This window comes from Poseidonibacter ostreae, assembly GCF_009208075.1.
Taxonomy (GTDB): Bacteria; Campylobacterota; Campylobacteria; order Campylobacterales; family Arcobacteraceae; genus Poseidonibacter; species Poseidonibacter ostreae.
Map to the genome: position 1 here is coordinate 35,301 of NZ_WFKJ01000013.1, position 14,823 is coordinate 50,123.

Annotated in this window: 11 protein-coding genes; 4 read left to right on the plus strand and 7 right to left on the minus strand. The window is 26.5% G+C overall.

From position 1 onward, the window contains the following. Nucleotides 1–8: 8 nt before the first annotated feature. The 3 genes from GBG18_RS05985 to GBG18_RS05995 form a co-directional block, all read right to left on the minus strand. The gene (locus tag GBG18_RS05985) at nucleotides 9–1,919 is read right to left on the minus strand and encodes a TIGR00341 family protein (RefSeq protein ID WP_152189315.1); all 1,911 of its coding nucleotides are present in this window, start codon (nucleotides 1,917–1,919) and stop codon (nucleotides 9–11) included. A 68-nt stretch (nucleotides 1,920–1,987) separates the two neighbouring features. Then, nucleotides 1,988–3,205, minus strand: a complete 1,218-nt coding sequence (locus GBG18_RS05990) for a glycosyltransferase family 4 protein (protein WP_152189316.1) — start codon at nucleotides 3,203–3,205, stop codon at nucleotides 1,988–1,990. Between the two features lie 148 nt (nucleotides 3,206–3,353). Beyond that, entirely contained in the window at nucleotides 3,354–5,927 is a 2,574-nt protein-coding gene (locus tag GBG18_RS05995) for a bifunctional aconitate hydratase 2/2-methylisocitrate dehydratase (RefSeq protein ID WP_152189318.1), read from the minus strand. A gap of 344 nt (nucleotides 5,928–6,271) precedes the next feature. On the opposite strand from GBG18_RS05995, the gene GBG18_RS06000 reads away from it, so the two are divergent. Continuing rightward, entirely contained in the window at nucleotides 6,272–6,712 is a 441-nt protein-coding gene (locus GBG18_RS06000; RefSeq protein ID WP_152189320.1) for a YiiD C-terminal domain-containing protein, read from the plus strand. A 33-nt stretch (nucleotides 6,713–6,745) separates the two neighbouring features. Here GBG18_RS06000 and GBG18_RS06005 read toward each other — a convergent pair whose 3' ends face one another. The 3 genes from GBG18_RS06005 to GBG18_RS06015 form a co-directional block, all read right to left on the minus strand. Continuing rightward, the gene (locus tag GBG18_RS06005) at nucleotides 6,746–7,180 is read right to left on the minus strand and encodes a DsrE family protein (RefSeq protein WP_152189322.1); all 435 of its coding nucleotides are present in this window, start codon (nucleotides 7,178–7,180) and stop codon (nucleotides 6,746–6,748) included. A gap of 100 nt (nucleotides 7,181–7,280) precedes the next feature. Further along, the gene (locus GBG18_RS06010; RefSeq protein WP_152189324.1) at nucleotides 7,281–8,429 is read right to left on the minus strand and encodes a DUF1501 domain-containing protein; all 1,149 of its coding nucleotides are present in this window, start codon (nucleotides 8,427–8,429) and stop codon (nucleotides 7,281–7,283) included. Nucleotides 8,430–8,437: 8 nt separating this feature from the next. Further along, nucleotides 8,438–9,679 carry a DUF1800 domain-containing protein gene (locus GBG18_RS06015; protein ID WP_193311083.1) on the minus strand — a complete coding sequence of 414 codons (1,242 nt, stop codon included), beginning with the start codon at nucleotides 9,677–9,679 and terminating at the stop codon, nucleotides 8,438–8,440. Nucleotides 9,680–9,776: 97 nt separating this feature from the next. Between GBG18_RS06015 and GBG18_RS15310 the strand changes: the two genes are divergently transcribed. The 3 genes from GBG18_RS15310 to ltaE all read left to right on the plus strand — a co-directional run bounded on the left by GBG18_RS15310 (nucleotide 9,777) and on the right by ltaE (nucleotide 12,257). Continuing rightward, nucleotides 9,777–10,031 carry a hypothetical protein gene (locus GBG18_RS15310; protein WP_152279886.1) on the plus strand — a complete coding sequence of 85 codons (255 nt, stop codon included), beginning with the start codon at nucleotides 9,777–9,779 and terminating at the stop codon, nucleotides 10,029–10,031. A gap of 1 nt (nucleotide 10,032) precedes the next feature. Continuing rightward, complete coding sequence (locus tag GBG18_RS06020; RefSeq protein WP_152189328.1) at nucleotides 10,033–11,112, plus strand: YeeE/YedE family protein; 1,080 nt, start codon at nucleotides 10,033–10,035, stop codon at nucleotides 11,110–11,112. A gap of 143 nt (nucleotides 11,113–11,255) precedes the next feature. After that, the gene (gene ltaE / locus GBG18_RS06025; protein WP_193311084.1) at nucleotides 11,256–12,257 is read left to right on the plus strand and encodes a low-specificity L-threonine aldolase; all 1,002 of its coding nucleotides are present in this window, start codon (nucleotides 11,256–11,258) and stop codon (nucleotides 12,255–12,257) included. 74 nt (nucleotides 12,258–12,331) lie between these two features. On the opposite strand, the gene GBG18_RS06030 is transcribed toward ltaE, so the two are convergent. After that, a complete protein-coding gene (locus GBG18_RS06030) occupies nucleotides 12,332–14,791 on the minus strand; it encodes a tetratricopeptide repeat protein (RefSeq protein WP_152189330.1) in 2,460 nt (819 codons plus the stop codon). Nucleotides 14,792–14,823: the final 32 nt, after the last annotated feature.

Consider the following 14,823-nt stretch of genomic DNA (forward strand, 5'->3'; position numbering starts at 1 on the left):
CTTTTTTTCTAATTTAATAAAATTACAGGACTAACTTTTAAAACAATTTTTTTATCACAAGTATCTTCTAACTTGTTTTTAATAAGATTATAATCTAGAAGACTTAAAGGTTTACTTGACACTACTTCAAGATTTACTAAAATCATATCTTTTTTATTATCTATTGTTTTTATATTTAAATCAACTTTTTCATTATTCAAAATTAAAACTTTTAAACTATTTAATTCATCAAAATACTTATTTCTATCTACAACTTTTATAAAAGATAAAAATAAAGGAATAGCAACAATTGCCATTATTATAGATGTATAAAACACTCCTTTTTTTGCTTTCATAACAGGTGCAAAACCTAAAACAATGAAAGTTAAAGCTGCACTTAATGTAATACCAACTAAGTTTGTAATAAATAGTAGAAAAGAACCATAAATAACATCTATATTTCCAAGACCTAAGCCAATACCTGTAACACTTAAAGGAGGTACAAGAGCAACAGCAATAGCAACACCTGCAAGTGATTTTGAAATTTCATCTTTAGATGTAGCATAAGCTCCTGCAATTCCTGAAAAAACTGCTACTAATAAATCCAATAAATTAGGATGTAATCTTCCTTGCATTTCACTTGTTATCTGCTCTAAAGGAATAAATAGTGTATAAACGCAAGAGAATAATAAAGCCATAAAAATACCAATTATTAAAGTATTAATACTTTTAAATAATAAAAACTTGTCTGTTCTAATAACACCCATTGATAGTGAAATAATAGGAGCCATTAAAGGTGCTAATATCATTGCACCTATAATTACAGGTGCCGAGTTTGCAAAAAGTCCTGTAGTTGCAAGTAAAGTACTTAATATCATTAATATTAAATATGTAGATGAAAATTTTGCATTATCTTTTAATGCTGTTAATAAATCTTTAAAATCATCATCACTTGCTTTTTTAAATAATGGTATCTTATTATTAATCAAAATGTTTTTTAATTCACCTTTTGGTAATAAATTTACTTTAATAACATCTTTTTCTTCCATATTATTACTATCAATATTTACAATATCTAATAAAACTCTACCTACATGTATATTTATAGAATCTTTTAATACCTCAAGTTCAATATTTTGTGATTGAAAAACTACTTTATTATCTATTTTATAATCTAAATTATCATCTGAAGAAATTGAAAGTTTTGTACTTTTTATAAAACCTAAACTTTTGGGTAAAGAAACTAAAGATATTTTTTGATAAAAAAATATGGCTATTAGATACCAAATATAAGAAAGAAGTGAAGTAGGAGCTAAGATATAAGCATTAAGCTTTCCATCATGAATAGATAATTCATCTCTTATTGCTGAGTCTTTATTTAATTTACTTGAGTGTTCAAGAATTGTGATACCAGAAGCTACAGTTTGAATCGAGTGTTCTTTTGATGTAGTTAAAGTATAATTTCTAAAAGTTAAATCTTTTAAATTTCTATAAAATATTTTAAACTTTTGAAACCTACTATTTTTATTATAATCAAGTCTATTCATTCCATGCATATCACCAATAGAAACACGGTTAATTGCAATCATATCATTACACTTTAATAAATCTATTTTTGTTAATAATTCAGGATTCAATGCATCATCAATAGCCTCAAAAATATCTGTACAAATTCCATAATTATTAAGAATATTTGAACACTCTTCATGGGGTAAGATTCCAATATTTATATTAGAATTAATATGATTTTTAAAAAACTCTTTAACATTTTTATCATCTAAGAATAAAAGAAAAAGAGTGTTAGCATTCTCTTTATCATTAAAAATCTTATTTAGAGAAACTTTTGTTTGAATATTTTCTTTTTCTTTTATATAATCTATTATCTTATTAAGAACTTCTTCATCATTCTCATTTGTAATTAAATGTATTTCTTTATACACTGTTTTAAAATCCTTTTATATAGAAGTTCTTTTGAACTATTTTAAGTTAGTAATATTTAATTTTATATCTAAAAAAATCTCTCTAAGCGTGTAAATAATCCATGCCAAGTTTTATCTTTTAAGCAATCAATTACTTCATTAATTTTATATTCATCTTCGTTTATTATCTCTAAACTAGCTTCATCAATACTTTTAGTAATACTATTTTCAAAAGCTTCTATATCTTCTTCATATGGAGTATCAACATTTTTAAGTCTTGGCATTTTTATATATCTTATTGCATTTAAGCTTTTTAATTTTTCACCTAAAAAATCATCAAGACCTGGCAAATCAGTACAAATCACTTTAGCTCCTGAAGCTAAAGATTCTATTACAACAAGAGGTAAACCCTCAAAAAATGATGGAAGAATAAAGATATCTGTTGTTCTTAAAAACTCAGCTAATTTATCTTGTGATATTGCTCCTAAATAATTAACTTCAGTTTTTCTATTTTTTATACTTTTAATTATGATATCACTCTCTTCAACATTTCCATGACCAACTAGATTTAACTCAATATTTTTATAATTATCTGTTTTATCAATTGCATTTAAAAGATTTGGAACACCTTTATAGTTACAAATTTTTCCAATATATACAACTCTTACTTTTTTATTTTTCTCTTTTTTGATTGGATAAAACATATCCGGGTTATAACCACTTCCTGAGGTAATAACTTGTTCTTTTTTTATATCATGTAATTGAAATATTTCTTCTGCTTGTGCTGAATTTAAAGCAAAAAAGTAATCACAGCTTGGTACTTTATTCTTTACTATTGGAGTTAATCTTACAGCTCGTTCTAGTTGTCGTAAGTCCGTTCCATGACATAAAACTAAGACTTTTAAATTAGGGTATAAATCTTTTATAAAACCACATAAAAGCCAAATATGATTACAAATAACAACATCAGGTTTAAACTCATCAACTGCTTTTTTGATAACTTTTTTAAACTCTTTTTCGTATACTTTAAACATTTCTTCATCTAAATCACTATACTTAGTACTTGAATAAGGCATTACATCACTCATTCCAACAACAGGAAAGTTTAATTCATTTGTTTCAAATAATACAGGATAAAAATTATTCATATCTAAGTTATCAATATCAGGATTTTGTTCACTAAAAGGTACACCTGCTAAAACAGCTTGTTCATATTTTTTTTCATGTCCAGTTTTAAATAATTGTTGTAAAAAGACACCACTTCCAGTCTTTCCTGGTCTTTGTGCTAATGCATGTAAAATTCTCATAATAACCTCAATTTTAGTACTTATAATAAATGAGATTTTAGCGAATTATTGCTTTTCTTTTAATTCTAAAAAATTGAATGTATGGGATTGAGTATAAAGAAGAAGAGAAATATTAAGTTGGGAAATCCCAACTTAATATATATAGTTCTTAAGAGTGAACTAAGTTTGTTAATTGATCACCAGTAACTTGGTGGAAGTTTAAGTATTTATAAACACCCTCTTTGTTATCTTCAGTAATTTTCTTAGGTACAATTTCCATGTACTCAGCTTTAGTTGGAAGTCTTCCTAAAAGTGCAGCAACTGCAGCAACTTCAGCAGATCCAAGATAAACTTGAGAACCTTTTCCTAATCTATTATCAAAGTTTCTTGTAGATGTTGAGAATACAGCAGCACCTTCAGAAACTGACGCTTGGTTACCCATACATAAAGAACATCCAGGGATTTCAAGTCTTGCACCCGCAGCTGCGAAGATTGAGTAGTAACCCTCTTCAGTTAATTGTTCTTTATCCATTTTTGTTGGTGGTGCAACCCATAGTTTAGTTGGAACTTCACCCTCACCTTTAAGTACTTCACCTAAAGCTCTAAATAATCCGATATTAGTCATACAAGAACCTACGAATACTTCATCAATATTCTTAATTCTTTTGTCATCAGCTAAAATATTAGTTAATGTATCAACATCATCTGGATCATTTGGACAAGCTAAGATTGGTTCAGTAATTGTATTTAAATCAATTTCAATTGTAGCTGCATATTCTGCATCTGCATCTGGAGTTAATAACTCTGGATTTGCAATCCATTCTCTCATTTTATCTGCTCTTCTTTGTAAAGTTCTAGCATCTTCGTAACCTTCCTCAATCATCTTTTCAATTAAAGCGATATTTGAAGATAAGTACTCAATGATTGGTTCTTTATCTAATTGAACAGAACAAGCTGCTGCTGATCTCTCTGCTGCAGAATCTGATAATTCGAATGCTTGCTCAACTTTTAAGTCAGGTAAACCAGCGATTTCAATGATTGTTCCAGCGAATACATTCTTTTTACCTTTTTTCTCAACAGTTAATAAACCATCTTGAATAGCTTGGTAAGGAATAGCATTAACTAAATCTCTTAAAGTAATTCCAGGTTGCATTTCACCTTTGAATTTAACAAGAACAGACTCAGGCATAGTTAAAGGCATAGCACCAGTAACACCAGCGAATGCAATTAGTCCAGAACCAGCTGGGAATGAAATACCAATTGGGAATCTAGTATGAGAATCTCCACCAGTACCAACAGTATCAGGTAAACATAATCTATTTAACCATGAGTGAATAACACCATCACCTGGTCTTAATGTAACTCCACCTCTTGATGAAATGAACTCAGGTAAAGTATGTCTTAATTTAATATCTGCTGGTTTTGGGTAAGCAGCAGTATGACAGAATGATTGCATAACCATATCAGCACCAAAAGAAAGTGCAGCAAGTTCTTTAATCTCATCTCTAGTCATTGGTCCAGTTGTATCTTGAGACCCAACAGTTGTAGCAATTGGCTCAACATACATACCTGGTTTAACACCTTCAATACCACAAGCACGTCCTACCATTTTTTGTGCTTGAGTAAATCCTTTACCGTTATCAGCAGGTTGAGTAGGAGAAACAAATGCAGTAGTTGCATCTAATCCTAAAGTTTCTCTAGCTTTAACAGTAAGACCTTTACCAATAATTAATGGAATTCTTCCACCAGCTCTCATTTCATCTGTTAATGTATTAGGAGCTAAATCAAATTCAGAAACAACTGAACCATTTTTCTCAATTACACCAGCATATGGTTTAACAGTAATAACATCACCAGTTTCTAAAGCATCAACAGAAGCTTCAATTGGTAAACATCCTGAATCTTCTGCAGTATTGAAGAAAATTGGAGCAATAATAGAACCAATTACAACACCACCAGTTCTTTTATTAGGAACACCAGGAATATCTCTACCCATGTGCCATTGAACTGAGTTAATTCCAGATTTTCTAGATGAACCAGTACCAACAACATCACCAACGTATGCTAAAGGGTGACCTTTTGCTTTTAATTCTTCCATTGTTTCAAGTGGGTTTTCCATTCTTGATTGTAACATTGCAGTTGCATGTAATGGAATATCAGATCTAGTAAATGCAACAGTAGCAGGAGATAAATCATCTGTATTTGTTTCACCAGGAATTTTATATACAGTTAAAGTCATTTCTTCTTCTAATGCAGGTTTGTTAGTAAACCATTCAGCATTTGCCCAAGATTCGATAACTTCTTTAGCATAAGAGTTTCCAGCATCCATTAAATCTTTAACATCATTAAATGAATCATATACTAAGATAGTATTTTTTAATTCAGTTGCAGCAGCAGCAGCTACTTCATCAATTTTAAGTGCATCAATTAATGGAGTAACATTAAATCCACCCATCATTGTTCCTAAAATTTCAACAGCTTGAACTTTTGAAATTACTGAACATGAAACATTCCCTTGAACAATATCATTTAAAAATGCAGCTTTAACATAAGCAGCGTCATCAACACCTGGGTTGATTTTGTTATTGAATAAATCTAATACATACTCAGATTCAGCAACTGTATCAGCTTTTAATAATTCTACTAAATCAGCAACTTGCTCTGGTGTTAATGCTAATGGAGGTAATCCACCTTCGCTAGCTCTTTCTTGTGCATGTGCTTTATAATCTACTAATAAACTCATATATTGTCTCCTATTTGATTTAATTTTATTGTTAAGATTATAGCATAAAGCATAAAATTAGTATGTACAATTATTGTAAACAGTTGTACAAGTTTTTGTTTTTGTAAATAAAAGTTACAATATATCTATTTCTTAAGTATTAAAGTATATAAAAATCTCTATTTTTAGGCGATAAGCCTATTTTAAAGTGTTAATTAAAATAGCTACTTTTATACACACTTTTATTTTCAATTGTTATTTTAATGCATATATTTTACAATTGTACAACTTTTGTCATTTAGATAAAGAGATAATTTTAAGCTTTTATTATTATAATTTCAATATTAATAATCAGAAGGATTACTTTGATAAAAGAATTAGAAAATAAATTACATGAAGAAATTCCTCTAACAAAACTAATGAAACTAAAGATTAATTCATATAATAAGAATGAATTAATTACATCTGCACCTTTAGATATAAATATAAATGATAAAGGTACTGCTTTTGGTGGAAGCTTAAGTACAATTACAATCATTTCTTCATGGAGTTTATGTTGGTTGATTTCAAAAGAGCTTAATATTGACAGTAAAAATATCGTAGTTATAAAAAATGAAAATTCTTATTTAAAACCTGTAAAAAAAGATATCTACTGTTATACAAAAAAACCATCAAAAGAGGAAATACAAATACTAAAAGAGAAAATAGATAAAAAAGGTAGTGCTTCTATAAAAATAGAATCTAAAATAATTGAAGATAATGAAATATGTGTTGACTTTAAGGGTACCTATGTAATTAAACTTTAGTTTTTAATAAGTAGAGAATCTACTTATTAATTTTTATGGCCTTATATATGAATATCCATCTTCTTGTAATTCTATAATTCTAGCAACACCTGCTGTAACTTTTTGAACACCTTCTAATAAAACAACTTTTGAACCTGTTTTCTTTTCAACCTTTTTGATTGAATTTGTGCATGCTGAAAAAGAAATATCTTGTAAAGCAAGACTTTCTACTCTTTTATTTTGATTACTCTTACTTGTTAATAAATTAAGACCTGGCCCAAAAGCAACTATTTCAATTTCTACATTATCTAGGCCATAAAGTTTTTGTAAATTAACAGCATTGTTTAATGCAATCTTTTGAGTTCTTAAATCATCTGTACTTACTTGTATTACAACTTTATGAATTTTCTTTTCACTTATTTCTTCTGCATTTAATGTAGTAAAAAATGTAATTAATCCTACAAATAAAAGTGTTAATATTTTCTTCATTATATGTCCTTTTTTAGGACAATGTTACATGATAAAAAATAAAAAGTCAAAGGCTTGAATATTTGATTCTTTACCAATATAACTAATTCTTATAAAACTTTTATAAGAAGTTAATAGTTTTATAAGCTTTGAAACTATTATCTTTTGATTTAAACCATTTACTCAAAATTGTATTATATAATTCTTTATAATCATGCGTATATTTCAAGTTGTTTTTCTTTAAATCATTTAAATTAACATCTCCATAAACTCCACCTTTAACAGCTCCTCCTAAAACAAACTGAACACTTGCTGTTCCATGATCTGTTCCATTACTACCATTTTCTTTTACCCTACGCCCAAATTCACTATAAGTCATAATTAAAACATCATTATATAAATCTGATTGCTTTAATTCTTTTATAAAGCTTCCAAGACTAAGGTCTAAGTTTTTTAATAATTCACTTTGTCTTAAAACTTGATTTGAATGGGTATCATAACCTTTTTGTGAAATTTTAATTACTGGAATATCTAAAGGTGATTTGATGATTTTAGCAGCTTCTTTAAAATCCTTTGATAAATCATTACTTGAAAAACTTGTTTTTATAGATATGTTTTTTGTATATTTTTCTAAACTTTTTGAAGCATTTAATATAGATTCTTCTTGTTTAAATAAGAAGTCCAAATTATCATTTACCTTTCCTATTTTTCTACTACTTTTTAATTTTGAAGATTTTTTAATAAAATTATCTATATTTCTTAATTGAAGAACCGTTAAATCAGGAGCATACAAATAGCCTTTTTTTCTTTTTCCAATCAGCATGGCATTTGCTGGCGTTTTTTCATCTAGTTTATACTTTCGTAGATGAGATGATATCCAGCCTTCTTTTCCTAAACTTTTTCCATTTCCAGCTGTTTCAACTATTTGTATTGATTTAAAATGAGATAGATTTGGTTTTTCATATCCTAATGCATTTATTATAGCTACACTTTTTTCTTTATATAAAGTATGCAGATTTAGCAGATTTTTATTTAATGCATAATTTTCATCTATTATATTTATATCATCATTTTTCAAAGCTATTGTTGGCCTTAAATCATAATATTTTTTACTTTTATATGGAATCACCGTATTTAAACCATCATTTCCTCCATCTAATTCTATTAAGACCAATGTCTTTTTATTTGTACTTTTAGCCATTATTTTTACAGGAGAAAGTATAAAAAGAGCTGTTGATATTGATAATTTTATAAAGTTTCTTCTTTTCATATTAAGTCCTATTTTATTTGATAATCTAAGGTTTTAAAATTTTTTACTTGTAATTCATTTTGCTGTTTTGTATTTAGTTTCTTTTTTATTAATTTATTGATTAACTCTTTTCTTATTATTAAAGATGTTGTATCAATCCAATCTTTTCCACTTTTCCATCCATTTACATTTGGAGGATTAAATAAGTCTTGATCTAAATCTTTTCCATATTTTAATATCAAGTTATACTCTTTAGGTTTTAATTTTATATCACTAATTTTAAGAAAAGATACAATTAATTCAACCGGAGATTTAATCATATTTGATTTATTTCTCCAAAAACTTTTACTTAATAAAATATTTCTCATCAATACTGAAATATCGTAATTTGAATCTCTAAACTTTTTGGCAAATTCTAGAACCTCTTTTTTATTAATATCTTCACTAATAAACTCTTGATAAAGCTTTGTAGTAATAAAAATAGCAGTTTGTTTTTGCTTTAAAATTATATCAATAATAGAAGAACCATTAAAATTACCCTTTTCATTTAAAAAAGTTTTAACTCCATAATCATGATGTTTTTTTAATATTTTAAAAGTAGCTTTTCTTTTATTTACTCTATATCCTGTAAAAGCTCTTGCTGCTTCTTTTACATCATCTTCACTATAATTCCCCTCACCTAATGTAAATAGTTCTAAAAGCTCTCTTGCAAAGTTTTCATTTGGATGAGATTTTTTATTTGAATTATTATCTAAATATATTAGCATTGCTAAATCATGTGAACTTTTATGAAGTAAAGTAGAAAAACTGTCAAGTGCATTTTCTCTAAACAACATATTTTGTTCAAACATCATGTATGGAGACTTTACAACTTTATATTCACTTACAAAATGGTTATGCCAAAAAAGTGTCATCTTTTCACGAAAAGAAAATCTAGGATTAATCATCATTTCATACCACCAAGATTTTATCTCTTGCATTTTTTTATTCTTCTGTTTTCTTAATTTTTTTCTTTTTTCTTTTGAAATTTCTTTTATTTTTTTGTTTATAATTGAAACATCTTTAATATTTTTTGGTTTTTTATAAATATCTTTTGAATTTCCTTTTTGCAGTAATAAATCAACTGCTTCTTCCTTTGTAAGTTTTTGAAATAATTTTATTTCATCTTTAGTAAAGCCAAAAGAAGTACGATTTAACAAATGTTTTGATTCTTCTAAGCTCAAAGAAAATAATGAAAGTGTAAAAAATAAAAGAATAAATAAACTCTTCATAACTAGCCTTTTAAAATTGATATTAAAAGTATAATAAAAAATTGTGATAAAAAGTATAATTTTTTTTGATATACTTTCAAAAAAATTAGGAAAATTTATGAGTAAGATAACAGAACTTGAAAAACTATTAAAAGAAGATGTGATACCTGAAATTGATGAAAATATTGATGAATTAATGGATATAGTAGATGGTAAAAAAAGTACAAAAGAAGATAAAGACGAATTAAAATACATGGAAGATATCAAATTATATTTTGATGAAGTACTTCTAGATATTGAAAGTAATAACTTAAAAGATGAAGATGCAGTTGAAATCTTAGAAGTTTTAGAAGAAATGAGAATAGATAAATAATATGTTTGAATTAGAAATATTTGAAACCGTAAATATCTTAGGATTAGTACTTGGTACTATTTTTGGAATGGTTGCACAAAAACAACAATTTTGTTTTTCTGGTTCTATTAAAGATTATATTCTTACAAAGTCAACAAAAAGAGGAGCTTCTGTAATAATGGCAATGATAGTTGCAATTATTGCAACTGCTATTATGTCTTCTATTTTTGAACTTGATTTAAGTGAGTCAAAATACTATAAAGAAAATATTAACTACTTTGTAATTATTGCTGGTGGAATATTATTTGGTATTGGTATGATGTTAGCAGATGGTTGTGGAAATAGACAATTAATCAAATTTGCACAAGGGGATAATAACTCTTTAATCACTATTATTTTTATTGGTATTTTTGCTTATGCAACGACTAAAGGACTATTATATGGTGTAATGTCACCTATTATAAATAATGAAACTTTGATTCAATTATCTTCTTATATACCAAATATCACTATGAATATATACTTAGTTTTAGCTGTTTTAGTAGCTATATTATTATTTATAATCAAAAAAGTTAAAAGAATATTCACTCTTTGGGATGGTGTTGTAGTCGGTATTTTAATTTCACTAGCATGGTATATCTCAGGTGTTGTAGGTGCTGAGAGTATGGAAAGAGAGATCGCCCTTGATGGAATAACTTTTGTTTATCCAACTGCTAAAACTGTTGAGCTATTTATGTATTATGAAGTAAATGAATTTTCATTTCCTATTGCATTAGTATGTGGTGTTTTACTAGGTACTTTTATAATGTCATTTATAAATAAAAAATATAGCTTTGGATGTACAGCAGCTCAAAATATCAATAGAACAAAATACAATATGATAGGTGGAGCACTTATGGGAACAGGTGGTGTTTTATCAATTGGTTGTACAGTAGGACAAGGGCTTACAGGTCTTTCAACACTTGCTTTTGCATCTGCTTTAGCTATTATTTCAATAATGGTTTCAGGTACAATAACAGCACTTATTTTAAATAGAAAAAATAAATTACCAATGTGTTTTATTTTCGAATGGGAAGATAATCCAACTGATTATCAAATATAAATAAAAGGTTTAAACCTTTTGTTTATATATTAATTAATTTTCGGTCTTCATTATTTCTACTTAATAACTTTTTAAATAATTACAACTTGCTTTTTTTCCAGTTTTCCCATAAAATAAATATAATTAAAAATAGGGAAAATAAAATGAAGAATATTATAGATTTTAGAAGTGATACGGTAACAAAACCTTCTAAAAAAATGAAAAAGTTTATGTTTAAAGCTCCCCTTGGTGATGATGTATATAAAGAAGACCCAAGTGTAAATAAACTTGAAAAAACTATGAAAAAGATGGCTAAAAAAGAAGCTGCTTTATTTGTAAGCTCTGGTACTTTATCTAATCTATTAGCCTTATTATCGCATTGTAAAAGAGGTGATGAATACATTTGTGGACAAGATGCTCATATATATAAATATGAAGCTGGTGGTGGAGCAGTCGTAGGAAGTATACAACCCCAACCAATAGAGTTTGAAGAAAATGCAACTTTAGATATCAATAAAATAAAAGAAAAAATAAAACCCGATGATGCACATTTTGCAAAAACAAAACTTTTATGTTTGGAAAACACTCACCATGGACAAAGTCTTAGTTTAGACTATATAAAAGAAGTATCAGCTTTTGCTAAAGAAAATAAACTTTTATTACATTTAGATGGGGCAAGAATCTTTAATGCTTTAATAGAAGAAGATTTACAATTAGATGAAATATGTGAACATTTTGATTCTATTTCTATATGTTTATCAAAAGGTTTAGGCACTCCTGCTGGTTCTATACTTTTAGGTTCTAAAAAATTTATAAAAAAAGCTATAAAATATAGAAAAATGTTAGGTGGAGGTATGAGGCAAGCTGGTATTTTAGCCGCTGCTGGAATATATGCTTTAAAATATAATATGCAAGGTTTAGAAAAAGATCATCTAAAAGCTTCTTTATTATCAAAAGAATTAAATAAACTAAAAGATATAGAGGTTTTATCTCATCATACAAATATGATTTTTATAAAAGTAAAAAATGAAGATTTACTAAAAAAATATTTAAAAGAAAATGACATTTTAGTAGGTGGTTCTTATAATAAACTACGATTAGTATGTCATAGAGATATTAGCCAAGAAGATATAGATAAAACAATAGAAGTATTTAAAGCCTTTTAAGAATTTAAAAGAGAATTAAGATAACACTTTACTTAGTTGACTAATAAGTAAAGTGTCTCAGAAATTTTAAAATTTTAAATAATTTTTCTAAGAATCTCTATTGAACTTATAAAACATAAATCAGATTTAGTTTTATCTAAATGATTTTTTAATTCTACACCTGGGTGAATAAAATTTCGATAGACTCTAGACAAATTTGTAAGTGGGAAAAAGTCATTACCAAAATACTTCTTATCATCAATAAATGAAATTAAATCAAATAGAACACAATCATAAAGATTTTTCTTTATAATTTTACCAGATGTATTTTTATACTCAACTTTTTTGATTTTTTTTCTTTCACAATAATAAGTAAGTATTAATTCAACAAATGAACCAGATAAGATAATTGTAGATTTTTTATTTCCGACAAGATAATTAAAGATTAACTCATTGTAATCACGACTTATCAAAGGGCGATATTTTTTATTAATTTTAATAATTCTTTTAGAAGTTTCTGTATAATTAAGTTCATTTAATTGAAATATTGAAATATTATTTAACCCTGTTAGCCATTCTTGAGGTAGATTTATTTCAGATACCATATCCCTTAATATAGTTACTTCTCTATCAATATACGGATTTATTTGGAAATATGGAATATCATATTCATCAGTTTCTTCTACTTTAATAATATAATTTTTAGAAATCCAGTTATTCTTTAATTCCATTGCTTTTTTCTCATTAGTACTCATTAAAATAGGAAACATTTCATTTTGAATTGGTAAATTCCAATTGTCAAAATCATCCTCTTTTCTACAATTTAATAGAAAGATATAAAGAGATTCTAAAGTAAAGAAATTTTCAGATTTTAATAATTCCACCGCATTTAAAAAAATCTTATTTAGTGCATCTTTCTTATGAGTTTGATTTATCATTTTTTTTTGCTTATCTAAAGTGTTTTCTAAATTAGTTTTTATTAAAGTATCATCACTTTCCAAAGACAATGCTTTTTGGTACATATCTATTGCTTCATCAAATTTATCTTCTTTCTCATAAAGATTTGCAAGATTATTTAAGAGAGCACTTGATTCTCCTTTTATTCTAAGATTCTTATGATAAGCATATTTAGCTTTATCGACTTTCTCTAACTTATTAAAAGCATAAGCAACCTCAAACCAAATATCTAGTTTATCAACTTCTTCCGTTGAAAAGTTCTCATAAAGTTCGATAATTAATTCATATTCTTTTTGATTGTGAAGTTCTTGAATAATAAACTCTAAACTTGATAAGAAAACTTTTCGAAATGAATATTCTTCTTTTAATATTGCACTTAAGTCTATGATTAAATCATCAATACTTTTATCTGATTCAATAAGATTATAAAATACACTATGATATGCCTCCCTTAACTCAATAAATAAGAAGTCATAGTGATATGTATTGAGATATTTAATTGATTTTTTAATTGTATTTAAACATAAGGTTTCTTCTCCAATATTTTTATAAAGAGAATATTTCAATAGTTCAATTTTTCCTAAAATATCTTTATCAGTTTGTCTTTTCTTAAGGACATTTAATTTTTTAATTACATCCTTTTCATTTTCAAGTAAATATATTCCAACACATATTGAAGAATCAAAATAGATTGGCATATCACCAAACCAATCATCAATGATAAATTGTTTAGTAATTTCCATTTTACTTAGAAGAATTGTAAAATCATCATAATCTTTATTATCTACACACATTAATACTCCAATCAATCCAAACCAGAAGTTATCAGTATTTTTCTCTTTATTAAAGTTATCAAAGAAAATTTCTTTTGCTTTATTTATATTTCCTTCTGAATAATAAATATTTGCTAATTCTAATTGTAATGCAAATTCAGATTTAGGATTGACATTAATACCTTTTGCTTGATTAATTAATTCACGTGATTTTTCAAAATTCTTTATTGATAACTCTATTTTAGATAATTTATATAATAGATGAGTCGAATTAAATTTATTTTTTACAGCCAAAAGAACTTTCTTCTGATTGTCAACTTCCCCAATCTTAAGATATATATCAGAAAGAGTAATTACAAAATCTAAATTTTCTGGAAACTTTTTAATTGCATCTTTAAATAATTGTATAATTTTGTAATTATTTTGATATATATAATGTAATTCAGTTATAGTATTCTCAGGATACTTTTCATATTCTAATGCTTGCTCAAAGTATTTTCGAGAGAGATCTTTATCATACAGTGGGTTTTCATTTCCTATATATGTTTGTTTCCCATAATTTCTTCCTAAGGTGTAATTTATAAACCCACCAGCATTTTTTTCATAATCTTTAGTAAGAGCAATTTTCAACTCTTTTGAAGAATCAATAAACTTATCTTCATCAAGGTAAATTATTCCAAGTAGATAGTTAGCTCCAAGTTTATCTGGAAAGTCATTATTAATCTGAATACAAATCTTTTTAGCACCTACAAAGTCTTTTTTATTGTACTTCTCCCAAGCACTTGCAATCATAATCTTATATTTATCATCAACTTTATTTGTCATAATTTAAACTATCCTCTGAAATATTTTGATTA